19 protein-coding genes and 1 tRNA gene are annotated in these 26521 nt (G+C 45.3%); 14 read left to right on the top strand and 6 right to left on the bottom strand.

Annotated features, from left to right (window positions below; all coding sequences use genetic code 11):
- The 4 genes from ACESQI_RS06155 to ACESQI_RS06140 all read right to left on the bottom strand — a co-directional run bounded on the left by ACESQI_RS06155 (window position 1) and on the right by ACESQI_RS06140 (window position 4585).
- Window positions 1–1593 (bottom strand): thiamine pyrophosphate-dependent enzyme, encoded by a 1593-nt coding sequence (locus ACESQI_RS06155; RefSeq protein ID WP_195351163.1) that lies wholly within the window; start codon window positions 1591–1593, stop codon window positions 1–3.
- A 257-nt stretch (window positions 1594–1850) separates the two neighbouring features.
- The gene (gene mltG, locus ACESQI_RS06150; protein ID WP_002561632.1) at window positions 1851–2888 is read right to left on the bottom strand and encodes an endolytic transglycosylase MltG; all 1038 of its coding nucleotides are present in this window, start codon (window positions 2886–2888) and stop codon (window positions 1851–1853) included.
- A 544-nt stretch (window positions 2889–3432) separates the two neighbouring features.
- Window positions 3433–4407 (bottom strand): DNA/RNA non-specific endonuclease, encoded by a 975-nt coding sequence (locus ACESQI_RS06145; protein WP_278508191.1) that lies wholly within the window; start codon window positions 4405–4407, stop codon window positions 3433–3435.
- Window positions 4408–4512: 105 nt separating this feature from the next.
- A tRNA-Thr gene (locus ACESQI_RS06140) sits at window positions 4513–4585 on the bottom strand.
- A gap of 594 nt (window positions 4586–5179) precedes the next feature.
- On the opposite strand from ACESQI_RS06140, the gene ACESQI_RS06135 reads away from it, so the two are divergent.
- The 4 genes from ACESQI_RS06135 to ACESQI_RS06120 are packed head-to-tail and all read left to right on the top strand — an operon-like array spanning window position 5180 to window position 9710.
- The gene (locus tag ACESQI_RS06135) at window positions 5180–7606 is read left to right on the top strand and encodes an SLBB domain-containing protein (protein WP_007485036.1); all 2427 of its coding nucleotides are present in this window, start codon (window positions 5180–5182) and stop codon (window positions 7604–7606) included.
- 21 nt (window positions 7607–7627) lie between these two features.
- Window positions 7628–8740, top strand: a complete 1113-nt coding sequence (locus ACESQI_RS06130) for a Wzz/FepE/Etk N-terminal domain-containing protein (protein WP_256143498.1) — start codon at window positions 7628–7630, stop codon at window positions 8738–8740.
- Entirely contained in the window at window positions 8716–9240 is a 525-nt protein-coding gene (locus ACESQI_RS06125; protein ID WP_256143497.1) for a UpxY family transcription antiterminator, read from the top strand. The genes ACESQI_RS06130 and ACESQI_RS06125 overlap by 25 nt, the downstream gene beginning before the upstream one ends.
- A gap of 5 nt (window positions 9241–9245) precedes the next feature.
- Entirely contained in the window at window positions 9246–9710 is a 465-nt protein-coding gene (locus ACESQI_RS06120; RefSeq protein ID WP_002560868.1) for a WbuC family cupin fold metalloprotein, read from the top strand.
- Here ACESQI_RS06120 and ACESQI_RS06115 read toward each other — a convergent pair.
- A complete protein-coding gene (locus tag ACESQI_RS06115; protein WP_044095313.1) occupies window positions 9707–10912 on the bottom strand; it encodes an ROK family transcriptional regulator in 1206 nt (401 codons plus the stop codon). The two genes, ACESQI_RS06120 and ACESQI_RS06115, sit on opposite strands and share 4 nt — an antisense overlap.
- A 251-nt stretch (window positions 10913–11163) precedes the next feature.
- On the opposite strand from ACESQI_RS06115, the gene ACESQI_RS06110 reads away from it, so the two are divergent.
- The 9 genes from ACESQI_RS06110 to ACESQI_RS06070 all read left to right on the top strand — a co-directional run bounded on the left by ACESQI_RS06110 (window position 11164) and on the right by ACESQI_RS06070 (window position 23502).
- Window positions 11164–12081, top strand: coding sequence for a dihydrodipicolinate synthase family protein (locus ACESQI_RS06110; protein WP_256143496.1), 918 nt, complete (start codon window positions 11164–11166; stop codon window positions 12079–12081).
- 10 nt (window positions 12082–12091) lie between these two features.
- Complete coding sequence (locus ACESQI_RS06105) at window positions 12092–13270, top strand: AGE family epimerase/isomerase (protein ID WP_373125567.1); 1179 nt, start codon at window positions 12092–12094, stop codon at window positions 13268–13270.
- 369 nt (window positions 13271–13639) lie between these two features.
- Window positions 13640–14875: an MFS transporter gene (locus ACESQI_RS06100; RefSeq protein ID WP_007485049.1), complete on the top strand. Its 1236-nt coding sequence runs from the start codon at window positions 13640–13642 to the stop codon at window positions 14873–14875.
- Window positions 14876–14975: 100 nt separating this feature from the next.
- On the top strand, window positions 14976–16610 hold the full coding sequence (locus tag ACESQI_RS06095) for a BNR-repeat neuraminidase N-terminal domain-containing protein (RefSeq protein WP_373125566.1): 1635 nt from the start codon (window positions 14976–14978) through the stop codon (window positions 16608–16610).
- Entirely contained in the window at window positions 16607–18619 is a 2013-nt protein-coding gene (locus ACESQI_RS06090) for a family 20 glycosylhydrolase (protein ID WP_373125565.1), read from the top strand. Before ACESQI_RS06095 ends, ACESQI_RS06090 begins: the two co-directional genes overlap by 4 nt.
- Window positions 18620–18656: 37 nt before the next feature.
- Entirely contained in the window at window positions 18657–19412 is a 756-nt protein-coding gene (locus ACESQI_RS06085) for a creatininase family protein (RefSeq protein WP_195660317.1), read from the top strand.
- Between the two features lie 183 nt (window positions 19413–19595).
- Entirely contained in the window at window positions 19596–20759 is a 1164-nt protein-coding gene (locus ACESQI_RS06080; protein ID WP_320908599.1) for a cyclically-permuted mutarotase family protein, read from the top strand.
- Between the two features lie 20 nt (window positions 20760–20779).
- Window positions 20780–21445 carry an SGNH/GDSL hydrolase family protein gene (locus tag ACESQI_RS06075; protein WP_002560859.1) on the top strand — a complete coding sequence of 222 codons (666 nt, stop codon included), beginning with the start codon at window positions 20780–20782 and terminating at the stop codon, window positions 21443–21445.
- On the top strand, window positions 21442–23502 hold the full coding sequence (locus ACESQI_RS06070) for a GDSL-type esterase/lipase family protein (RefSeq protein WP_373125564.1): 2061 nt from the start codon (window positions 21442–21444) through the stop codon (window positions 23500–23502). Before ACESQI_RS06075 ends, ACESQI_RS06070 begins: the two co-directional genes overlap by 4 nt.
- Here the strand turns inward: ACESQI_RS06070 and ACESQI_RS06065 are convergent.
- Window positions 23499–23621 (bottom strand): hypothetical protein, encoded by a 123-nt coding sequence (locus ACESQI_RS06065; RefSeq protein WP_373125563.1) that lies wholly within the window; start codon window positions 23619–23621, stop codon window positions 23499–23501. The genes ACESQI_RS06070 and ACESQI_RS06065 overlap by 4 nt on opposite strands.
- A gap of 149 nt (window positions 23622–23770) precedes the next feature.
- On the opposite strand from ACESQI_RS06065, the gene ACESQI_RS06060 reads away from it, so the two are divergent.
- The gene (locus ACESQI_RS06060) at window positions 23771–26515 is read left to right on the top strand and encodes a SusC/RagA family TonB-linked outer membrane protein (RefSeq protein ID WP_373125562.1); all 2745 of its coding nucleotides are present in this window, start codon (window positions 23771–23773) and stop codon (window positions 26513–26515) included.
- Window positions 26516–26521: the final 6 nt, after the last annotated feature.

Below are 26521 nucleotides of genomic sequence, written 5' to 3'. Positions count from 1 at the left end.
TTACTTGTTTCTTTTTTTACGTGCTAATGTTTGGATACACTCTCTGCGGGGGATGATGACTGACACGCCGTGGTAGTTGAGTTCTTCGCGTAGGGTCTGTTTCATTTCTTCGTAGTTTTTTTTCAGCGGGGTCATCACTCGGATGTGTGCGGGGTCAACTCCCAGTCCTGTGCAGATGGCTTCGATGCGTCCTGTTCCGGCAGAGTCTTGTCCGCCGGTCATGGCGGTGGTTTCGTTGTCGGAGATGACGATGGTTACATCGGCATTTTCGTTGACGCAGTCCAGCAGTCCGGTCATGCCGGAGTGTGTGAAGGTGGAGTCGCCGATAACGGCTACGGCGGGGTAAAGTCCTCCGTCGGCAGCACCTTTGGCCATGGTGATGGAGGCGCCCATGTCTACGCAGGAGTTGATGGCGTTGAAGGGTGCGTTGGCTCCCAGTGTGTAGCAGCCGATGTCGCTGAATACTTTGTGTGTGGGGTATTCTTCGGTCAGCACCTGGGTGAGTGTGATGTACATGTCACGGTGTCCGCAACCTTCACATAGGGCGGGTGGGCGCATTTCGACTACGGAAGGTACGCTGAATTCGGATTTGTTTTCTTTGCCCACGGCACGTGCCACGGAGTCTGGGTTCAGTTCTCCGTCTTGTGAGAGTGTGCCGTCGAGGCGTCCTTTTACTTTGAGTCCGATGCCCAGATAGCCTTTGAGTTGTTTTTCGACGAAAGGCTGGCCGTCTTCGAGGACGAGTATTTCGTCACAGGCTTCCACGAGCTGCATCAGTTGTTTTTTGGGGAGTGGGTATTGGCCTATTTTGAGTACGGGGTATTCGCAACCTTCCGGATAGTTTTCCATGAGGTAGTTGTAGCCGATACCGCAGGCGATGATGCCCAGTTTTTTGTTGGGGCCGTCGGTGTATTTGTTGTAGGGTGATGCTTCGGAAGCGCGGATAAATTCGTCCTGGCGGGCCAGCAGTGCTTTGTAGCGTTTGCGTGCATTGCCGGGCAGGAGGATAAACTGGCGGGGATCTTCGGCAAAGGCGATTTCGTTTTGTGGTTTTTGCGGTTTCTGTTCTACGCCGGAACGTGAGTGTGCCAGGCGGGTTACCATGCGCAGCAACAGGGGTTCGCCGGTTTTTTCGGAGAATTCAAATCCGTTGTACACCATGTCGTAGGCTTCCTGCTGGTTGCTGGGTTCGTACATCGGGATGAGTGAGAAGTCGCCATAGAAGCGGCTGTCTTGTTCGTTCTGTGAGGAGTGCATGCTGGGATCGTCGGCGGCTACTACGATCAGGCCACCTTTTACGCCGGTGATGGCTGAGTTGATGAAGCAGTCGGCAGCTACGTTCATGCCTACGTGTTTCATGCAGACGAGTGCGCGTTTGCCAACGAAGGACATGCCCAAGGCGGCCTCCATGGCTGTTTTTTCGTTGGCTGCCCAGCGGTTGTGTATGTTTCTTTCACTCGTAATGGGAGACATCTGGATGTATTCCGTTATCTCGGTTGAAGGGGTGCCCGGATAGGCGTACACGCCTGAGAGTCCGGCATCCAGTGCAGCTTGTGCAATGGCTTCGTCGCCAAGTAAGAGTTGCTTGCTCATATCTTTGTTTTTTAATTAGTGTTAGTCACGGTTATTTTTATTTAGTAGTCAGGTAGTTAAGTAAGTAGTAAAGCGAGTAGTTAAGTAGTTAAGCAGTCAAGTAGTTAAGTAGAAATGTTTCATTTTATCTATTCTACTTGACTACTTGACTACTTGACTACTTGACTACTTGACTACTTGACTACTTACTTTACTACTCGCTTGCCTACTTCTAGTCTTTGGCAAAGATACATTTTTACGGTCATTTTATCACAGAATTACTTGAAAATCTTTCTTTCGTTCAGTGCTTTCCAGTATTTTCTGGCATTTGCCATGTGGTCGGTATAGTTGGATGCAAAGTTGTGGGTGCCCGAGAAATCTTCTTTGGCACACATGTACAGGTAGTTGTGGCGGGTGTAGTTGAGTACGCTGTCTATGCCTTTGGCTGAGGGGATGCGTATCGGTCCGGGAGGGAGCCCGGTGTTGGTATAGGTGTTGTAGGGCGATTCTACGCGCAGGTTTTCGTTGGAGATTCTTCTCAGTCCGAAGTCTTGCAGGGCAAATTTGATGGTAGGGTCTGCCTGAAGGGGCATTCCGGTGTGCAGGCGGTTGATGTAGAGTCCGGCTACGGTGGGTTTTTCGGCGTTGTTGTTCGTCTCTTCTTCCACAATGGAGGCAAGGGTGCACACCTCTTCGGGGCTCATGCCGATGGCCTGGGCTTTGGCGAGGCGTTCGGCGTTCCAGAATTTCCGGTGTTCCTTCTGCATGCGTTCAAAGAAATCGTCGGCGCTCATGTCCCAGTACACTTGGTAGGTTTCGGGGATGAAGAGGCAGGGCATGGTTTCGGGGTTGTAACCCAGTTGCTGCTGGAAGGCGGGGTCGAAAAGGGGGGCAGCTATTTCGGCAGAGTCTATCATGAGTTGGCGGGCTACGCTGCGTGCCAGGCGGTCGAGGGTACGAACGCTGCCGATGGTGAGGTTGATGGGCTCCTGATAGCCGCGGGAGAGGCGGCTGTAGACGTGGTAGGCGTTGTCGCCGGGGCGAATGGGGTATCGTCCGGTGTGGATTGTTTTTTCGAGTTGCCGGTATTTGGCCAGCCAGCGGAATCCGGTGAGGGTGGTGGGATGGCCGTAGGTTTTCACCTTATTATATATGGAGTCGGCTGTGTCGTCGCGGTCGATGTATACGTAGACGGTGCGGGCCGGATGAAACTGTGGATACAGAAGGTAATAATAAACGATTCCGGCAGCTGTTGCGCAGGCGATAAGGAGGATGGCCAGGAGGCTGATGAGGATTTTTTTCTTTTTCTTTTCCATGGGGAATGTTGACGTTATAAAAACGGGTCAAAGGTAACAAGAATCCGAGTAATTCCGGAGGTTTTGCAGGGGAAATATTTGGAGGGGAGGAGCGGAATTTGTAGAAAATAGGCAAGGCGTTGGCTGCATGGAGGGAAGGCGTTGGCTAGATGGAGGCAAGGCGTTGACGTTTTCACCACGGAAGACACAGAGTTTTTTAGATCTTTGATGAAGCGCAGATAAATAATGAGCATATTGGCAAATTATTCATACTTCACCACAGAGTGACACAGAGTTCCACAGAGTTCCACAGAGTTCTTTAATCTTTATTGAAACGCAGATAAACGCAGATTTTCGCAAAGGGGAACAAATGTATGATAAAGAACTACAGTCTTTTAATCTGCGTTTTATCAGATAAATACCACTCTGTGGAACTCTGTGTTACTCTGTGGTGAAATACTATTTATTTTTTCCCCTTTGCGAAAATCTGCGTTTATCCGCGTTTCATCAAAGATCTAAAAAACTCTGTGTCCTCCGTGTCCTCTGTGGTGAAATACACTTGAAACTATTTCCACAGCCTGATATCCGCTTTTGCCTCTATGCTATCTTCCAGTTCATCGGGTAGCGGGGCAAAGAAGTCCATCCCCGTCAGCGTTTCGATGCTATCTACGCTTACGACGTAGGTGCCCAGAGGTTCTACCGAACGTTCATTGTCGAAAAGGAAGCCGATGGCCCGGGGATTGTCGACGAAAGGCGAGAGAATCACTTTGAAGAATTTCTGTGGCACAACCACCCGGTTTTTCCCTATTTTCTGTACAGAATCCTCTACAATGGGGCCGCAGATGATAATGATGGCACTGTCGGCTATGGCCCAGTCGCGTATCTTTTCTTCGAGGTCTTTCCATTTCCGCCTGTTCAGTTCGGGGTGTTGCGGGCACATGTTGCTGAAGTAAAACGACTCCTTCATGGCCGTTACGCTCCATTTCATATCGGCAGCCGGGGCCATGTGCCCCTTGTCGTAGCCAGAGCGGGTGTAATCTGCATTGGTGGCGATGCCCCCCTTCACCTGTGGGTCGGCAATGAAGCGGTCGGTTCTTTGGGCGTTGCCCTGCGTTTCCTGGCGGGTAAGTTCGTAAGCTACCCAGTTGGGCAGTCGCAGGTTTTCATTATAAGATACGGTATATCCGGTGTGACGGATGATCTGTCCCTTTCTGGGGGCGGTCATTACCGGGATTTCCAGTTCCTCGGCTGTGGGGATTTTCTGCTTCTGGGGAATTGAAGCTTTTGAATCTTTATTTAAAGAAGCTTCTGTTTTTTTACCAATAGGTTCTGGTAAGTCTTTGTAGATAGCTCTTTGGGGGTTATTTACTGCGACAATAGGTTGTAGCGCTTTATTATTGTCGTTGTCTTTTGCTTCAGATTGTTGTATGTAGAGATACAGTCCATAAAAAAGTGGTATTAAAGCGATGAAAATGATGATGCAGCCTAACTTGAGTTTGTTCTGAGGCTTTCTTTTTTTTAAGGATTTTCTTCCACTCACGATATAATATTTAAGAATTATATATCCTGTCTCTATTTTTAAAAAAGACAGTTAGAAATAAACAAAGCGCTGACTATATTTTTATAATCAGCGCTTTTATAAATGAGCCGCTAGCCAGACTTGAACTGGCGACCTACGCGTTACGAATGCGTTGCTCTACCAACTGAGCTATAGCGGCAGGACTCGTTTACGGCGTGCAAAATTACAGCTTTATTTGAAAAAACAAAAAGAAAGCTAATCTTTTTTTGATAATAATTATTATAGTGTATTTGTAGTCACTATCAAAATCTGGTTTCGGCGATTAGTTTTACATTTCTAATATCGATAAAATATAGGTAGAAGGGAGGAAGTTAATGGGAAAATTTGGTATAAACAGGGCTATGTAGATAAAATAGAATTTACAATATCATGAAATATAGGAGAGCAATAAGACTTAATGTTAAATGTAAAAGAAAATATTTGTTTTGCTAACTCAGAAAAAAAAGCTGATATAAAAATAACTGAAAGATAGTGATTGTATGGAAGATTTAAGTTGCCTAACAATTGTTTTACTTTAATATAATGTTGATTTTCTGTGGATTGATAGTTGCTAGAAAAAGACTTTTATCTTTATGGATCAAGATTTCATTATGTACTATTTTTGGACATATTTACTCGTTTTAGGTATTTTCAGAAACTTCGGAATGAAATAAATGTATATTATGAAAATAATGTATTATATTTGCGCCCGATTTAAAGAAGAAACTCAAAAAAAGATTTATCAGAATATCTTATGCGTAGATTTATCACACTGTTCTTTTTAACGTTTACTTTGACTGGGGCAGTAATGGCACAAATGTCCGATGATCAAGTAATTCAGTATGTGAAAGATGGACAAAAATCGGGAAAGAGTCAAAAGCAGCTTATAACAGAATTGACTGCACGAGGCGTAACCAAACAACAGGCTGAACGAATAAAAGAACGATACGAAGAGGGCCAAGGGGCCGATGTTGCCGTTGTAGATCAAAGTGTTGCATCACAACAAAGAGAAAGGAGGCAGGATGCTTCTGATGAAGTGACAGCCGGAACATTTGATGTTATTAGTACAGAAGTGAGTGACCCTACTACTGAAGGTACAGCTGCTGCAGCTCGTTTGGTGTTTGGTCGCAATATCTTTAATAGCCGGAATTTGACATTTGAACCTAATGTCAATATGGCTACTCCGCCTAATTATCGTTTGGGTCCCGGCGATGAAGTTATTATTGATGTATGGGGAGCCAATGAGGCCAGTATGCGAAAGACCATTTCTCCGGAGGGAAATATAATGGTTAATCTGTTAGGTCCGGTTTATTTGAATGGGATGACCGTTGCAGAAGCAAACAGCTTTCTCAAAAAAGAATTCAGCAAGATTTATTCACAGGTATCAGGTACCAATCCGGAATCTGAAGTACGACTGACGTTAGGACAGATACGCTCCATTCAAATTAATGTAATGGGTGAAGTTGCTGTCCCGGGTACTTATATGCTATCCTCTTTATCTACGGTATTTCATGCGTTGTATCGTGCGGGAGGGGTCAACAATATCGGTAGTTTGCGTAGCATCAGAGTGATGCGTGGCAGTAACTGCATTGCCGATCTGGATGTATACGATTATATTTTAAAAGGAAAATTGTTAGATGATATTCGCCTGATGGAAGGGGATGTGATCATCGTTCCTCCTTATGAGAAGTTGGTTGATATATCGGGTAAGGTGAAACGTCCGATGTATTATGAAATGAAGAAGAACGAAACACTTGCTACTTTGATAAAGTATGCTGGTGGGTTCTCTGGTGATGCTTATACAAAAGGAGTCCGTCTGGTACGGCAGAGTGGACGTGAATACAAGCTGTTCAATATCGACGAAATGGATTATTCCGTATTTCATTTAGACGATGGTGACGCAGTGACTGTAGGTTCGATTCTGGATCGTTTTGAGAATCGTGTTGAAGTTCGCGGAGCTGTTTACCGTAGTGGTATGTATGAGCTAAGTGGTAATATGAATACGGTGAAACAGCTGATCCAGAAAGCAGAAGGTTTGAAAGGTGATGCATTTTTGAATCGTGCACAATTATTCCGTGAACATGAAGATTTGACATTAGAAGTTATACCTATTGATTTGAAAGGTATGATGAATGGTTCGGTGGCCGATATTCCTCTTATTAAGAATGATGTATTGGTAATCCCCAGTATCCATGAACTTCAGGAGCGTGGAGCATTTACGATTGGAGGACAGGTTGCGCGTCCCGGTACATATCCTTATGCAGAAAATACCACTTTGGAGGATCTTATTATACAAGCAGGTGGTTTGCTGGAAGCTGCATCTACAGTTAAAGTAGATATCTCCCGTCGATTGAAAGATCCTAAGGGAATGACGTCTACCAGCCGTTTGGGTGAGGTATATACTTTCTCTGTAAAAGATGGCTATGTTGTTGACGGAACTCCTGGATTTGTGTTGGAGCCTTATGACGAAGTTATAGTACGTCGTAGTCCTGCTTATCAGGTGCAGCGTAAAGTCAGCGTTTCGGGTGAAGTTGTTTTTGATGGTGGATATACCCTGTTGAAGAAGAGTGAGCGCTTATCTGACTTGGTAGCCCGTTCGGGTGGTTTGACTGCTGATGCTTATGCAAAAGGGGCTCGTCTTATTCGTCGGATGAATGATGAAGAACGTGCTCTTCGCAGTGCTACTTTGCGTATGGCTATTCATAGTAGCGGTAAAGATTCCGTAGCTTTGGGAAGTCTGGCACTAAGCGAACAATATACGGTAGGTATTGAACTGGATAAAGCATTACAGAATCCGGGTTCTGATTATGATATGGTATTACGTGAGGGAGATCAGTTGATAATACCGGAATACTTGAGTACAGTCCGCATTAATGGTGAGGTGATGTATCCCAATACCGTATTATATAAGAAAGGAGCTAAGTTAGGACATTATATTGATCAGGCAGGTGGTTATGGAGCCCGAGCCAAGAAGAGTAAGGCTTATATTGTGTATATGAATGGTACAGTATCAAGGGTGAAACGTTTGCGTAAAGCGAAAGTAGAGCCGGGATGTGAAATTATTATTCCGACGAAACGTGAACGTAAGCGTGTGGATATTGCACAGATTATCGGCTTGACTACCTCGGCTGCTTCAATCGGTACAATGGCAGCTACGGTTGCAAATTTATTGAAGAAATAATATAAAAAAACCGTGGATAACATGAACGAAGAATTTGATAAAAATAAAATACCTCAGCCTGTTGAGGAGCAGGAAATAGATTTGATAGAGTTGGCCAAAAAGGTTTGGGCTAACCGTAAATTGGTTTTCAAAACTTGTGGAATTGCTGTAATAGTAGCACTTGTAGTTGCTTTTAGTATCCCTAAAGAGTATGCTACCAGTGTGACACTTGCTCCTGAGACAACAGGAAAATCAACAGGTGGGAGCATGGGAGCCCTGGCTGCCATGGCAGGTGTTAACTTGGGTAATTCCGGAGGTGATGATGCTCTTTTTCCAGAGTTATATCCGGATATTGTAAGTTCAACCCCTTTTCTGACGGAGTTGTTTGATGTAAAGGTAGAAGATCAAAAAGGTGAGTTAAAGACTCGGCTATACGACTATCTGGACGAACATCAGAGAAGTCCGTGGTGGGGGGCTATCGTGTCTGCGCCGTTTAAAGCTTTGGGGTGGGTGGTTTCTCTGTTTAAAGATGAGCCTACCGGGCAGGGAGATGGTAAAGTTAATCCATTTATGTTAACTAAAGATGAGGCTGCTATTGCCGATGCTTTGAGTAAGCGCATTTCTGTGTCTGTAGACAAAAAAACTGGAGTGACTACCCTGTCTGTTACTATGCAGGATCCGTTAATATCAGCTGCATTGACTGATACTGTGATGCGCCGTTTGCAGAATTATATTACAGATTATCGTACCAACAAGGCACGGCATGACCTGAAGTTTGCTGAAAAATTATATGATGAAGCCAAGGCTAACTATTATGCAGCACAACAAAAGTATGCCCGGTATGCCGATGGTAATCAGAATATCGTTTTGCATAGTGTTCGTACAGAACAAGAGCGTTTGCAGAATGAGATGAGCCTTGCTTATGGGGTATACAATCAGGTTGCTCAGCAATTGCAGATGGCCAAGGCTAAAGTACAGGAGATTACTCCTGTATATACAGTAGTACAACCAGCGACGGTGCCTTTAAAGCCCGCTAAACCAAATAAAATCATGATTCTTATTGGCTTTGTATTTCTGGCAGGCGTTGGTAGTGTGGGATGGATTCTTTTTGTTAAAGACTTATTAAAGGGATGGAAACAACAAACAGAGAAATAGAAGGAAAAACTTCTTGCTGGTATGCTGTCTATACAGCTGGCAGAGCGGAAAAAAAAGTGAAAGAACGGCTCGATAAAGCTGGCATTGAAAGCTATTTGCCGCTTCAGTCTGTAATTCGTTTGTGGAACAATCGTAAGAGAAAGGTAATGATTCCTGTTGTTCCGGGTTATATCTTTGTGCATCTGCCGGTGGGCGATGTTGCTAAGGTTAAAAGTGTAAAAGGAGTCTCTTTCCTGTTACGCGAAGAAGGGCGTTATGTCTCTATTCCGGAATGTCAGATGGAGGTCTTTCGTTCGATGGTAGAGAATACAGGTGAATTTATTGAATTTGCTGAAGAACTGACTCCGGGGATAACGGTTCGGGTAACTCGGGGCCAACTGGAAGGGGCGACCGGTGAATTGCTTGATTGTCAGGGTAAGAATAAATTAATGCTTCGTATTACGGGGTTGGGATGTGCATTGGTCACTGTTGCTTCGGATGCTATTGAGAAAGTGAGGTAAGCATTATGAAGTTAATTACTGAAACTCTGCTGAACACGGTATCCGGACAGGCTAAGGAGAATCCGCGTCTGCGTATGAATTATAATTTCCATGAATCTATGGATGCACCGATTCATCGTATGCTAAATGCGCTGGAACCCGATACATATTTACCTCCGCATCGTCATAAGAATCCAGATAAAGAAGAAATATACCTTGTTCTCCGCGGTAGCTTGCTTGCCATTCTGTTTGATGAAGAAGGAAATGTGACAGAGAAGGTAAACCTGAATCCGGAAAAGGGTATGTATGGAATAGAGATTCCACCTTGTACATGGCACTGTATTGTAGTGCTTGAACCTGGTACGGTGATATATGAAATAAAGCAGGGGCCTTATGCTCCATTGACTCCTGAAAACATGGCTCCTTGGGCACCAGATGTGACCGATGAGGAAGGTATAAAAGCTTTTATGAAGCGGATGTCCGAGGTTTAATCCTCGAACATTCTGCTTCGTGCAAGCATGCAAGCTCCTACTATTCCGGCTTTGTCTTTCAGCTTTGAAGTGAGAATAACCGAATCTTTATTCACCAGGTTGAGAGAATATTTTCGAATCGCAGTTTTTATCGGTTGTGTGATATAATCTCCGGTAAGTGACAGAGTTCCTCCGATAATTACCAGTTCCGGATTGAAGATATTGATAAGTCCGGCAATTTGCTTTCCTAACTTTTGACCAATTTCTTCTACTATTTCGATACAAAGGACATCTTCCTTATTGACAGCTGCAATGATCTCGTCCAGGGTGATAGGATCTTCTGATGAAATGCGGTCGGACAAGATGGAGTTCTCTCCGTTTCTAATACGCTCCAGTAATATGCGATGTAGTGCCGAACCTGATGCTTCAGTTTCGATGCATCCTTTTTTCCCACAGTGGCAAATGATTTCGTTTTCATAAGCACTTACGTGTCCGAACTCACCCGAGAATCCCGATTTTCCGGTGTATATTCTTCCGTCAATGATGATCCCTATACCCAGTCCCCAGCTGACATTGACGAATATAATATTCTTTTCTCCCTTTACGCATCCCTGCATATACTCTCCGTAAGTCATGGCGCGCGTATCATTGTCTATTGTTACTTTATAGCCAAGCTTTTCTGTCAAGACATCCGCCAACGGGCGTTCTTCAAAATTGAACTGACTGAAACTATAACCCGATTCCGGATTTACCCGCCCTGATACATTTACATTGATATTTAATATTTTCTCTTTATTGATATTGAGTTTTTTTATAAAGTTTGCTATGAGTTTGCACAGTTCATTCAGTCCTTCTATTGAATTTTCAAATTGATAGGGGATATTCATTTTGAGTTCCATCATATCTCCTTTAAAGTTGATAAGTCCGATATTGATGGCAAACTTCTTGATATCTACTCCGATGAAGTAGCCGGATTCCGGATTGAGTCCGTACAGATTGGGGTGTCTTCCACCACTTGTTTCCAGCTTACCATAGTCGTTGATATATCCGTCTTCACACATTTCATCTATGAATTTGGTAACGGTTGGTACGCTCAAATCCATCTCTTTTGAGAGGTCGGTAATGGTTGAACTACCGTTGTATATATAATGTGTAATAATTCTCTTCTTCACAAGGGCATTTTTGGAGCCCATTTCTATTTCTTTAAGCAGATTATGTTTCATATATGCCATGTTAGTGGTTAATGCTGAACAAATATACAAGTATTTTAAATATTTCGTTTCGTTTTGCCTCTTTAATTTATTAATATTCTTTCTTTATTGGTTTATATAAGGAGATATAATAAATAATATAACTTTTGTACGGGTATGATAATAAAATAATTTAGAAATATGCTTGCTGTTAATTAAGAAGTTTTTATATTTGCAGCATGAATGTTTAAATAAATTGTTTGATATATGAAAACTGTATACTTATGGAAAAGATTATTGGATTGATTGATGCCCCTTTTACTCCTTTTTATGAGGATGGGGAAGTAAATTATGAGCCGATTGCAGCCTATGCCGCTATGTTAGCAAAGAATGGTTTGAAAGGTGTTTTTATCAACGGTTCTTCCGGCGAAGGCTATATGCTGACGGAAGAAGAACGCATGAAGCTGGCCGAACGTTGGATTGAAGTAGCTCCCGAAGGCTTCAAAGTGATTGTTCATGTGGGCAGTACTTGTGTGAAGTCGAGCCGGCGTCTGGCAGAACATGCACAAAAGATAGGTGCATGGGGAATTGGTGCAATGGCTCCTCCTTTTCCTAAGGTAGGTCGCGTAGAAGAGTTGGTGAAATATTGTGAAGAGATTGCTTGTGGTGCCCCCAATCTGCCTTTCTACTTTTATCATATTCCTGCTTTTAACGGCGCCTTTCTGTCTATGGTAGCTTTCCTTGAAGCGGTAGACGGACGTATCCCCAACTTTGCAGGTATTAAGTATACGTACGAGAGTTTGTATGAGTATAACCAATGTCGTCTTTACAAGAAGGGTAAATTTGATATGTTACATGGACAGGATGAAACGATTCTTCCTTGTCTGGCTATGGGAGGTGCTCAGGGAGGAATTGGTGGTACTACCAATTACAATGGTTGCAACCTGGTTGGTATTATCGACGCATGGAATGCAGGTGACTTGGAGAAAGCACGCGAACTTCAGAACTTCTCTCAAGAGGTTATCAATGTGATTTGTCACTATCGGGGCAATATTGTTGGTGGTAAAAGAATAATGAAATTGATAGGTCTGGATCTTGGCAAGAACCGTACTCCGTTCCAGAATATGACTGATGAAGAAGAAGCACGTTTGAAAGCTGAGTTAGAGGCCATTCACTTCTTTGAACGTTGCAATAAATTTTAAATTTACTTTTATGAATGTAACTGAATACCTACAGACATGGTCGGCCTCGTACAAGGCTGACATGCTGGATAATATTATGCCTTTTTGGTTGAAGCATGGTCTGGACCGCCGGAATGGAGGTATATATACTTGTTTAAATCGTGATGGTTCGCTGATAGACACTACCAAATCCGTTTGGTTTCAGGGGCGTTTTGCTTTTACATGCAGTTATGCATACAATCATATTGAGCAGAATCCCGACTGGCTGGCTGCGGCAAAGAGCACACTTGATTTCATAGAACATCACTGTTTTGATTCGGATGGGCGCATGTTTTTTGAAGTTACAGCATCCGGAGAGCCCATTCGTAAACGCCGTTATGTATTCTCCGAAACCTTTGCAGCCATTGCGATGGCGGAGTATGCGATTGCTTCGGGCGAAAGGGCTTATGCAGAAAAGGCTTTAAACTTATTTAAAGACATTCAGCGCTTTCTTCGGACTCCCGGCATTCTGGAGCCAAAATATTGTGAAACGGTGCATACAAAGGGGCATTCGATTGTTATGATCCTTATAAATACAGCTTCGCGCATTCGGGCTGCCATAGCCGATCCCATACTCGACCAGCAAATTGATGACTCTATTGCTTTGCTGAAAAAGGACTTTATGCATCCGGAGTTTAAAGCATTACTGGAGACAGTGGGTGCTAATGGTGAATTTATTGATACCATAAACGGACGTATCATCAACCCGGGCCATTGTATTGAAACCTCCTGGTTTATCCTTGAAGAAGCCAAGTACCGTAACTGGGATAAACAGCTTACTGACATGGCTCTTACCATTCTCGACTGGTCTTGGGAGTGGGGATGGGATAAAGAACACGGTGGTATCATCAACTTCCGCGATTGTCGTAACCTGCCCCCACAGGATTACGCACATGATATGAAATTCTGGTGGCCGCAGACGGAAGCTATTATCGCTACACTCTACGCTTACCAGGCAACAAAAGATGAAAAATATCTTGCTATGCATCAGCAAATCAGTGATTGGACATACGCTCATTTTCCTGATAGCGACTTTGGCGAGTGGTATGGATATCTTCATCGCAACGGAACAGTCTCACAACCGGCAAAAGGTAACATTTTCAAAGGTCCTTTCCACATCCCCCGGATGTTAACGAAGGGCTATGTACTTTGCCAGGAATTACTACCTTAAAACAACAATATATATATTACCATACGAATTGTTTATGGTTTTTAATGGCATTTTCTATTAACATTATTAACGTAGATGTTAAAGATCGGATTCTTCCTTTGTAAAAGTACGTACTTTTGTAGTATGAAAGTGTACACTCTTGTATAGTAAAAGTGTACATTTAACACTCCATTAAATACGTACTTTTATAATATAAAGAATAGTACTTCTGAATGTGTTGACTATCAATAGATAACCTCACTGAATAGTGAGGTTTGAAAGAGAAAGTATATTCTTATATTTGCGGTTGATGAGAGAGATACTTGTTTTAGAGACAAGTATAAACCGTAGCAGGAAGTACGCAATAATAAATAAAAAGAACTACATATTATGAAAAACTCAAAAATTTATCCATGGATTGTGGTAGCTCTTCTTTGGGGAGTGGCATTACTCAATTACATGGATCGTCAGATGCTTTCGACAATGAAAGACGCCATGCAACTGGATATTGCAGAACTACAATCAGCTACTAATTTCGGCCGTTTGATGGCTGTGTTTCTTTGGATATACGGATTTATGAGCCCCGTAGCCGGTATGATTGCCGACAGGTTGAATAGAAAGTGGTTAATTGTAGGGAGTCTTTTCGTATGGTCTGCTGTCACTTTTGGTATGGGATATGCCGAAACGTTCAGTCAGGTATATTGGTTGCGTGCTTTGATGGGAGTTAGTGAAGCACTTTATATTCCCGCAGGGCTTTCACTGATTGCCGACTGGCATCAGGATAAATCCCGGTCATTGGCAGTAGGTATACACATGACGGGGCTTTACACAGGGCAGGCTATCGGTGGCTTCGGTGCTACGGTGGCAGCGGCATACTCCTGGCATACTGCTTTTCATTGGTTTGGTATTATCGGCATTATCTATGCTTTGATTCTGGTGTTGTTCTTACATGAGAATAAAGAGCATATTGAGATTGAACGCTTGCGCAGAGAGGAGCCGAAGCAGAAATCATCTGTATTCAAAGGCCTTTCTTTGCTGTTCAGTAACATTGCATTTTGGGTAATATTGTTCTATTTTGCCGCACCGAGCCTTCCGGGATGGGCTACAAAGAACTGGCTGCCTACGCTGTTTGCCGAAAATTTGAATATTCCGATGGCCGAAGCGGGGCCAATGTCAACTATTACGATTGCTTTGTCTTCTTTCGTCGGTGTATTGCTTGGGGGTGTTCTTTCGGATAGATGGGTATTGAAGAATATCCGTGGTAGAGTTTATACGGGTGCTATCGGATTGGGACTTACAATTCCGGCGCTGATGTTGTTGGGATTTGGCCACAATACAGCAGGCATCGTGGGAGCAGGTTTGCTGTTTGGTGTGGGCTATGGCATTTTCGATGCGAACAACATGCCTATTCTGTGCCAGTTTGTGTCAACTAAATATAGAGCCACGGCTTATGGTATAATGAATATGACTGGTGTATTTGCCGGAGCAGCAGTTACCAGTTTGTTGGGACGCTGGACCGATGGTGGCAATCTGGGATTGGGTTTTGCATGGCTCAGCGTTGTTGTTCTGATAGCATTGGCGTTGCAACTCTATTTTTTGCGGCCTAAAACAGATAATATGGAATAGACTTTATATATGCTAAATAACTTAATTATTTCCATATCCTAATAAAATGAAAAATAGTATCTTTGTCCTCAATAATATTCATACAATTTTAATCATTACCATGAAAAATACCCCTCTTATGTTTCTCCTTTTCTGCTTTTTATGTACTACACCTGTACTTTATGCAGCAGATACTATATTCGTTAAGGAAGCGCGTATCCCTGTCTTGATCGAAAGACAAGACAACGTTCTGTTCTATCTGCGCCTGAATGCACAAGAGAGCAAAAAACTGAATAATGTGGTTTTGAAATTTGACAAAGGAACAAGGCTTTCAGATATTCAATCGGTGAAACTTTATTATAGCGGTACAGAGGCGTTGCAGAATGAGCATAAGAACCGTTTTGCACCGGTTGAATACATTTCCAGCCATGCTGTGGGAAATACGCTGGCTGCCAATCCGTCTTATTCAATCAAAAAAGCCGAAGTGAGTAATCCTAATGCCGAAGTAACATTGAAGGGCAGCCAAGATCTGTTTCCAGGTGTCAATTATTTCTGGGTCAGCTTGCAGATGAAGCCTTCCACTCCGCTGGCCGCTAAGGTTACGGCGAGTATCGCCTCTGTGACAGTGGATGGTAAACAAGCACTTATAGATATTGTATCTCCAAAAGAAACAGAACACCGCATGGGGGTAGGCGTGCGTCATGCCGGAGATGATCAGTCGGCCGCATTCCGTATTCCGGGATTGGTGACTACCAACAAAGGTACGCTGTTGGGAGTGTATGACGTGCGCTATAATAGCAGTGTTGATTTGCAGGAGCGCGTCGATGTAGGTTTAAGCCGGAGTACGGATGGTGGAAAGACATGGGAAAAAATGCGTTTGCCACTGGCATTCGGAGAATATGGAGGACTGCCTGCTGCACAGAATGGGGTAGGAGATCCGTCTATTCTGGTAGATACAAAGACCAATACAATATGGATTGTTGCTGCATGGACGCACGGCATGGGCAATCAACGGGCGTGGGTGAGTTCGCATCCGGGAATGGATATGAATCATACGGCGCAATTGATGATGACAAAGAGTACTGACGATGGAAAGACGTGGTCGGCTCCGATCAACATCACGGAGCAGGTGAAAGATCCTTCCTGGTATTTCCTGCTGCAAGGACCGGGGCGTGGCGTCACTATGCAAGATGGTACGTTGGTGTTTCCTATTCAGTTTATTGATGCCACACGTATACCTAATGCCGGTATTATGTACAGTAAGGACCGGGGACAAACCTGGAAAATACATAACTATGCCCGTACCAATACTACCGAGGCACAAGTGGCGGAAGTAGAGCCTGGTGTATTGATGCTGAACATGCGCGATAACCGGGGTGGAAGTCGCGCGGTATCTATAACCAGGGACTTAGGCAAAACGTGGACAGAACATATTTCTTCGCGGAGTGCTTTGCGTGAGCCGGTGTGTATGGCAAGTCTGATAAAAGTAGAGGCAAAGGATAATGTGCTTGGCAGAGATCTTTTGTTCTTCTCCAATCCTGATACAACGAAGGGAAGAAACCATATCACTATAAAAGCCAGTCTGGATGGAGGAGTGACCTGGTTGCCTGAACATCAGTTGTTGATAGACGAGGCCGATGGTTGGGGATATTCCTGTCTTACGTTGGTGGACAATGAAACGATTGGCATTTTGTATGAGAGCAGTGTGGCACATATGACATTTCAGCAGATTAAAATAAAAGATATTGTGAAATGAGGCATGTAGTATATAGCCTTACATTTCTCCTGTCACTTTGTTTGTTTTCTACGGTCCGGGCAGGTGAGATTCATTTCCTGCCAGAGCCGCAGCAAGTGAAACTGAGCGGTGAGCAGTTTGATATGAAACGGGTGAGGCTCGTCTCTTCCGTACTTATTCCGCAATTGGAAGCATGGGTGACTGAAGCGGGAGGGACTGTCGATGAGCGCGCCTCTTCTATAATTGAAATCCGGTTGGTTGAGAAGTTGGAGGGGATACCCTTGAATGAAAATGAAGCATATCGCCTGACGGTACATAGAAACAAGATCAGGGTTGAGGCCATCACCGAACAAGGAGCTTATTGGGGATTACAAACATTGAATCAATTGTTGCAGCGCCGGAGAGGAAAGGCCTTTGTTCGGGGATGTGAGATTGTAGACTGGCCTGCTTTCCGGGTACGGGGATTCATGCAGGATGTAGGCAGAGGCTATATTTCTATGGACGAATTGAAGCGGGAGATCGACATGCTTTCTCGTTATAAAATCAATGTGTTTCATTGGCATCTGACAGAGAACCAGGCATGGAGGCTTGAGAGCAAGCTCTTTCCGGTATTGAATGATAGTTGCAATGTGACGCGCATGCCGGGTAAGTTTTATACGCAGGAAGAAGCCAAAGAGTTGGTTCGGTACTGTAAACAGCGTCAGGTATTGCTAATACCGGAGTTTGATATGCCGGGGCATAGTGCCGCTTTTGTACGGGCCTTTCGGCACGATATGCAGAGCGAAGCGGGAATGAAAATTCTTAAACTGCTGATGGATGAGGTCTGTGAGGTTTTTGAGGTACCTTACCTGCATATCGGCACGGATGAGGTAGCCTTTACCAATCCGCAATTTGCGCCGGAGATGGTAACCTATATCCGGGCAAAAGGCAAGAAAGTGATTTCCTGGAATCCGGGCTGGCACTACAAACCGGGAGAAATAGATATGACCCACCTCTGGAGCTACCGCGGAAAGGCGCAGGAAGGTATTCCTGCCATTGATTCAAGGTTCCACTACCTGAATCATTTTGACGTATTTGCCGATATAATAGCTTTGTATAACAGTCGCATTTACAATCAGTCTCAGGGTAGTGATGATATAGCCGGGGCTATCATGGCAGTGTGGCAGGATAGGGTAGTAGTGCCCGAGGAGAATGTGATCAGAGAGAATGCCTTTTATCCTAACATGCTGGCTTTTGCCGAGCGTTCGTGGAGAGGGGGAGGCTCCGAATATTTCGACCGGAACGGTACGGTTCTTCCGGGTGAAGACTCGGAGGAGTTTAAGAGCTTTGCTGATTTTGAAGAAAGAATGTTGTGGCACAAAGAGCATCATTTCAAAGGATATCCCTTTGCTTATGTGAAGCAGACAAATGTGAAGTGGAACATTACGGATGCTTTTCCCAATGGAGGAAATCCGGAACAGGTATTTCCACCCGAGGCCGGACTCAAAGATCAGTATATATATGATGGCAAAGCGTATAATGTGCGGCAGGCTATCGGTGCTGGTATCTATCTGCGTCATGTATGGGGTACGCTGGTCCCCTCTTTCTATAAAGAGCCGGCAGAAAACCATACGGCATATGCCTATACATGGGTATATTCGCCCAAAGCACAGGATGTGGGGTTGTGGGCGGAATTTCAGAACTACGGGCGTTCGGAGAAAGACTTACCTCCTCCAGCCGGAAAGTGGGATTATAAAGGGAGTCGTATCTGGCTGAACGATAGTGAAATACTTCCTCCTGTGTGGACGGCTACCCACACAAAGCCGGATAATGAAACTCCTTTGGGTAATGAAAACTTTACAGCCCGTCCTCCTTTGAAGGTACACTTGAATAAGGGGTGGAATAAGGTGCTGCTGAAACTTCCGGTAGGGAAATTTACGACTCCTCAGGTCCGTCTGGTGAAGTGGATGTTTACAACTGTTTTTGTCACGCTTGATGGCGAACATGCAGTAGACGGGTTGATTTACTCGCCGGAGAAGAAACTAAAATGATTTTGTATCTATTGAATTCAGATAAAAAAGGATGACGATGAATAAAGAAATTGACTTGTCCGTATCATGCTACGGGGAAACGAGAGAGTTAGTTTATGATTTGGTACTGCTTCCCTGGGGAGCTACCGAACCGCACAATCTGCATCTGCCTTATTTGACAGATTGTATCCTGGCACATGCCATTGCTGTTGATGCGGCGGAGCGCAGTAAAGAGTTGTATGGTGTGCGCTGTATGGTGATGCCTCCTGTAACTATGGGGTCACAAAATCCGGGACAGCGCGAGTTGCCCTTCTGCATACATGCCCGGTATGAGACTCAGAGGGCAATCCTTACGGATATTGTGGCTTCACTCCATACACAGGGCATTCGCAAAATGGTGATTATCAATGGACATGGCGGGAATAATTTCAAGAATATGATTCGCGACTTATCTGTTGATTACCCGGACTTCCTGATAGCTTGCAGCGAGTGGTTTGCGGTGCTTCCGGCAAGGGAGTACTTTGATCGGCCAGGCGATCATGCCGACGAGGTGGAAACTTCTGTGATGATGCATTATCACCCGGAGTTGGTTAATCTGGAAGAAGCCGGTGAGGGTAAATACAAACCATTTGCCATAAGTTCACTGCAAGAAAAGGTTGCATGGATTCCACGAAACTGGCAGAAAGTATCTGAGGATACAGGCATCGGAGATCCCCGGCTGGCTACGGCAGAAAAAGGTAAAAGATACGCCGGGGCTGTGGTAGAAAAGTATGCGCAGTTGTTGGGGGAATTGGCGAAAGGAGATATATACTGAGTTTCACCACAGAGTAGCACAGAGTTTTAAATCTTTATTGAAACGCGGATTAACGTAGATTAAAAGACTGTAGTTCTTTATTATCTATTTGTTTCCCTTTGCGAAAATTTGCGTTTATCTGCGTTTCAATAAAGATTTAACTCAGTGTTACTCTGTGGTAAAATCTTCCATGATTTATATATTATGAAAAAGTCCTCCCTCATAGTCCTGTCACTGATCGCCACTGTAATCACAGGCGGTCTGCTTCCGGCATGTACCTCCTCTTCCGGGCAGGCAGCCGCCTCTTGTGCCATACGTATAGAGTATATCTCCGGTTTTCCGGATGGTGAACCCGGATACTCTCTGGGAGTATCGGCATGCTATGCCGGTTTTATAAACGACGATCTAATCATTGCAGGCGGTTGTAATTTCCCTGATATACCCGCTTCCGAGGGAGGCGAAAAACGTTTTTATAAAGGTATATATAGGGGCCTGCCCGCTAACGACTCTACATTGACATGGACCCAAATAGGTGAACTTCCCGTTGAGGCTGCCTATGGAGTAACGCTTTCACTGCCTCATAAACTGATCTTTGTGGGTGGCAAGCATTCCGTAGGCGGGCTTTCTACCACCTACTCTTTGTCATTGAATGCCACAGGCGACGCTGCTATTCTTGACACATTGCCCACGTTACCTTTTGCTTTAGATAATATGGCAGGCGCTGTTCTTGGGAATGTTCTTTATGTGTTCGGGGGTAACAAAGCAGGTGTTCCCTCTGCTTCTCTGTTCTCTTTGAGCATGGAGAATCCTGCAGAGGGTTGGAAGGAAGAGCCGGCCTTGCCCGGAGCTCCACGTGTGCAACCGGTTTGTACTGCTCAGGAGGATGCGCTCTACATTTGGGGAGGCTTTTCACCTTCCTTGGGAGAGAATCAGGAGGCCATGGTTGCTACGGATGGCTATCGGTATCTTCCGGCATCGAAAACATGGGAACCTGTATCGGCACCTGTGGTCCCGGCCACAGGCGAACTGCTTACTTTGACGGGAGGGGCCTCCATAGCCTGCTCGGACAGTCTTATTCTTTGTGTAGGCGGAGTGAATAAAGAGATTTTTCTGGATGCAATCAGCGGAAGTTATAGCCGGGTTACTAAAGAAAACTATCTGACGCAACCCGTAAGCTGGTATCGCTTTAACAACCGCTTGATGGTATATGATATCCACCGGAACGGTTGGGATGAATGGGGACAATCTTCCGGTCTGGCACGTGCCGGTGCTGCTTTGGCAGGAAGGCAACAAGAAGTCTTCGTTATAGGTGGTGAGACAAAGCCCGGTATTCGTACAGCACAAATTTGTAAGATCGTAATTGAATGAACATTAAGAAGGAATAATTTATGAAGAACAAGTGGATTTTTATCATGCTATTGCTTGTTTCAGTTGCAGGCAATGCCCAGGAGCGGAAATACTCAACGTTTTATTATCAGCGGGCTACTTTGTTTGAAGAGTTACCCGTCACCTCGAAGGATATTATTTTTCTGGGAAACAGTATCACGAACGGAGCGGAGTGGGCCGAGTTGCTTGGTAATAAGCATGTCAAGAACAGAGGGATCAGCGGGGATGTCTGCATGGGAGTGTATGATCGCCTGGATGCGGTTCTGAAAGGGAAACCTGCGAAGATCTTTTTGCTGATCGGCATCAATGATGTAAGCCGGGGCACTCCGGCAGACACCATTGTGCAGCGCATCGGTATGATTGCTTCTAAAATAAAGGCAGATTCGCCCCGAACGAAATTATATCTGCAAAGTGTACTCCCGGTAACCGATCATTATGGGCTGTTTAAGGGCCACACTTCCCGTTGGGAAGAAGTAGAGAAGATCAACAAAGGGATACTCCGGCTGGCTACGGAGAGGGGGCTTACGTATATCGACCTTTACGCTCATTTTGTCGATCCGGCAACGGGAAAAATGAATATGGATGATACGAATGACGGATTACACCTGTTGGGTAAAGGTTATCTGAAATGGGTGGAGATTGTTAAACCTTATGTTAACGAAAAATGAGAAAGATAGTACTGAGTTATTTGCTGGTTCTTTGTAACCTGGTTGCTGTAGCCCAAACGCCAGTAAGGGTGGCTTGTATAGGAAACAGTATTACGTATGGAGCCGGGATTGAAAACCGGGAACGGGATGCGTATCCTGTTCAGCTGCAACGGATGTTGGGAGAGGGGTATGTGGTAGGAAATTTTGGTAAATCAGGAGCTACATTGCTGAATAAAGGGCATCGTCCCTATATCGAACAGAAGGAATTTCAGCGGGCATTGACCTTTGCGGGAGATGTTGTTGTGATCCATCTGGGCATCAATGATACTGATCCGCGCGACTGGCCCAATTATCGTGATTATTTCGTCAGAGACTATCTGGCGCTGATCGACTCTTTCCGTGTAGCCAATCCGAAGGTGCGTATCCTGGTGGCGCGAATGACTCCCATAACCAACCGTCACTCCCGTTTTGAGTCGGGCACGCGCGACTGGCACGAACAGATACAACATGCCATTGAAAGGGTGGCTGAGCTTGCCGGGGCACAACTGATAGACTTTCATACTCCCCTTTATCCTTATCCCTTTATGCTTCCGGATGCGGTACATCCCACTGCCGAAGGAGCAGGGATTCTGGCACAAACGGTTTGCTCGGCCATAACCGGTGATTATGGTGGCCTTCGTCTGCCGCAGGTATACAGTGATAACATGGTATTACAACGTGATTGTCCGTTGGAAGTGCGGGGTATTGCCAATGCCGGAGAGGAAGTAACGGTAAGCATTGCCGGACAAAAGCAACGGGCTAAAACCGGATCTGACGGACAGTGGTGCGTGCGTCTGAAACCCATGCAGGCGGGAGGCCCTCATACACTTGCTGTCTCTGCCGGAAAGACCCGGTTACACTTTTCCAACGTGTTGGTAGGAGAAGTATGGCTTTGTTCGGGGCAGTCCAATATGGAGTTTATGTTGAAAGAAGCCTCTACGGCCCGGATGGATATTCCTCAAAGTGACAATAATAACATTCGTTTGCTGGATATGAAAGCCCGTTGGCGTACCAATCCAGTAGAGTGGGAGGAGTCCGTACTCGATTCTCTAAACCATTTGCAGTATTATAAAGATAGCCAATGGAAGGTTTGTACGTCGGCCAGTGCTGCTGATTTTTCTGCTGTGGCATACTATTTCGGGAAGATGTTGCAGGATAGCCTGCATGTACCCGTTGGTTTGATTTGCAATGCAATTGGTGGTTCGCCCACAGAAGCGTGGGTGAGCAGGCATGCATTGGAGTTTCACCTTCCTATCATGTTTCGCAATTGGACGAAGAATGATCCGCAAAACTGGATACGCGCACGCGCTACATTGAATGTTAAGAAATCGACGAATAAGTTTCAGCGTCACCCCTATGAACCATGTTATCTGTATGAGTCCGGCATCCTCCCGTTGGATAGATTTCCGGTGAAAGGAGTGATCTGGTATCAGGGAGAATCCAATGCTCCCGATTACGAGACGCACGAGAAGCTGTTCCACCTGCTTGTAGATAGCTGGCGCAAGAATTGGGAAAATCCGGAACTTCCGTTTTACTACGTACAGCTCTCTTCCATGGACCGTCCTTCGTGGCCGTGGTTTCGCGATAGCCAGCGCAGGTTGCTGAAGGAGGTATCTTATACGGGTATGGCTGTTTCGAGCGATCAGGGTGATTCGCTGGATGTACATCCTAAGAATAAGAAACCGGTGGGCGAGCGTCTGGCACGTCAGGCATTGAACCGTACGTATGGCATGAAAGCGGTTGTACCTTCCGGACCCTTGTTCCGCAGTGCAGAGTTCCGCAAAGGGGCTGCTTATGTTTCGTTTGATTTTGGCAATGGAATGTCTTCTTCGGATGGCAAAGCGTTGCGGACTTTTGAAGTGGCAGAAACCGAAGGGCTCTTCTATCCGGCCAAAGCCGAGATCGTTGGCGACCGGATAAAAGTATATAGCGATCAGGTGAAGCATCCCCGTTATGTGCGTTATGGCTGGCAACCTTTCACCCGTGCCAATCTGGTGAATGCTCAGGGGTTGCCGGCTTCTACTTTCCGATCTTATTAAGAGCGAGGAAATACCTGCTGTATAACATCTCCGAATACCCTTTTACAGGCAACGCCTTGCCTGCATGTAGTCCACGCCTTTACTGCATGCAGGCAAGGCGTTGCCTGTATGCTGTTCATATAGCGTCTTTTTGCTGCTGATTTCATAGGCTCTGTTCTGTGATATTCCGGAAGCCGGAAGAAAACTCATTACTTCACGAACCCCTCTATCCTTTTTTTTGTTATAAATGTATATTGAAGATGTATATACCTTAAAAAAAAGAGATATCATGAAACAACACCACACTACACATTTGAGATTTTTTCTCCTATGCCTCTTTTCTCTGTTTCTTTTTTCGGATGTCGTGGCCCAGAAGCCCGGATTAGTTCCGCTCGATTCTTTAATAACCGTAGGATATGCCACCGGAAGTATTAAAAATCTGTCCGGTTCCGTTGAGAAGATCACCGAGTTACAGATGAACCGGGATCAGATCACGAATCCTCTCGATGCAATCCGTGGCCGTGTGCCGGGGTTAACCATACAACGGGGAACAAACGGGCAGGCCGCCCTGGATGCCGTTCGCTTGCGGGGTACCACCTCTTTGACCAGTGGTAACGACCCGTTGATCATCGTCGACGGGGTATTTGGCGATTTGAATATGCTTACCTCCATTTATCCCACTGACATCGAAAGTTTTACTATCCTGAAAGATGCCTCCGAAACTGCCCAGTACGGTTCCCGTGGGGCTTCCGGTGTCATAGAGGTGACTACCAAAAAGGGTATTAGCGGCAAAACCCGCGTCAGCTATAATGGTAGTTTCGGTATAACCTCCGTTTACAAGAATCTCAGCATGCTATCGGCAAACGGCTTTCGGCAGGTGGCCGGTGAGCGGGGACTTTCCATTCTGGATTTGGGAAACAATACCGATTTTCAGAAAGAAATAGAACAAACCGGATTTCAGCAGAATCATCATATCGCCTTTTATGGCGGTTCCGATGCCTCCAGCTATCGTGTCTCCCTGGGATATGTAGACCGGCAGGGGGTGATACAAAATCAGGATATGAGGAATTTTACATCCAACATGAATATGAGCCAGAACATTTTTGGCAACTTTATCCGTTGCGAGTTAGGCATGTTCGGCTCCGTGCAGAAGAACCATAACTTGTTCGATTATCAGAAGACATTTTACTCTGCGGCTACTTTCAATCCCACCTTTCCCAATCATAAGAATACGGAAACCGGTTCGTGGGATCAGATCACAAGTGCCAGCCAGATCACCAACCCGCTGGCATGGATGGAAGTGAAAGACCATGATGCTACTTCTCACATCAGTACACATGCCCGGCTGACGTTCAATCTGATGGATGATCTAAAACTCGTCATGTTTGGTGCATACACCTACAATATTGTAGAGAACTCCCAGTATCTCCCCACATCGGTCTGGGCACACGGGCAGGCATACAAAGGGACGAAGAAGATGGAGTCTCTGCTTGGCAACCTGATACTGAGCTATAAGAAGAACTGGCGGAAACACTTCTTTGATGTGCTGGCACTTGCCGAACTTCAGAAGGAGACCTATACCGGATATTATACCACCGTCACAAACTTTAGTTCCGACCAGTTTGGATATGACAACCTTCAGGCAGGTGCAATCCGCCTTTGGGAAGGTACGAATTCTTATTATGAAGAGCCACATCTGGCTTCCTTCATGGGGCGCTTCAATTATACCTATGCCGACCGCTATATTCTTACCGTGAATGCCCGTACGGATGCTTCCTCCAAGTTCGGGAGCAATCATAAGTGGGGCTTTTTCCCTTCCGTATCCGCAGCATGGGCGGTGAGTGAAGAGGAGTTTATGAAGTGTATCCCTCTGGTTGATAATCTGAAACTACGTGTAGGTTATGGATTGGCGGGAAATCAGAACGGGATAGATTCATACACCACCCTCGGATTGGTGAGACCCAACGGGGTAGTGCCTGTGGGCAATTCGGCAGTAGTTACCTTGGGAGAGATGCAGAATATAAACCCCGATTTGAAGTGGGAGGTGAAACATACGTTTAATGCCGGGGCAGACTTAGGGATGTTTGGCAACCGCCTGCTACTCTCTGTCAATTACTACAACTCAAAGACCACCGATATGCTCTATCTTTATAACGTCAGTGTGCCTCCCTTTACCTACAACACGCTGCTGGCAAATATCGGTTCCATGCGTAACAGCGGTACCGAGATAGCCATTGGTATCACTCCACTCAAAACGCCGGATATGGAACTGAATATCAATGCCAATATTACCTTTCAGCGCAACAAACTACTCTCTTTGAGCGGTACCTATAATGGCGAGAATATCTCGGCACCGGAGTATAAAAGCCTGGCAAGCCTTGACGGTGCAGGCTTTCATGGAGGATACAATCACATCGTCTATCAGATAGTGGGACAACCGCTCGGTGTTTTTTATCTTCCGCACAGCAACGGGCTTGTATCCGATGGCGATGGCGGATATACCTATGGCATAGCCGATCTGAACGGAGGAGGCATCAGTCTTGAAGACGGTGAAGACCGCTATGTGGCGGGGCAGGCAGTACCCAAAACTTTACTGGGGTCTAACATCAGTTTCCGTTACAAGCGTTTTGATATTTCGGTACAGATCAACGGAGCTTTCGGACACAAGGTCTACAACGGCACTTCGCTGACTTATATGAATATGAACATCTTCCCCGATTATAATGTGATGGAAGAGGCCCCCCGGCGAAATATAAAAGATCAGACCGCCACCGATTACTGGCTGGAAAAGGGAGATTACGTCAACTTCGATTATCTTACCATCGGCTGGAATGTCCCGTTAGCAAAGGCTCAGAAGTATATCCGGTCACTTCGTCTGGCACTTACGGTCAATAACCTGGCTACCATCAGCGGCTATTCCGGACTTTCGCCGATGATCAATAGTTCCACCGTCAACTCTACATTAGGAGTAGATGATAAACGTGGTTATCCGCTGGCGCGGACTTATACAGTAGGTTTGAGTATTAACTTTTAAAAAGGA

Source organism: Bacteroides sp. HPS0048, from assembly GCF_964240755.1.
GTDB lineage: Bacteria > Bacteroidota > Bacteroidia > Bacteroidales > Bacteroidaceae > Bacteroides > Bacteroides nordii.
The sequence above is the reverse complement of the archived record's forward strand: the minus strand, read 5'-3'. Positions and strand labels throughout refer to the sequence as shown.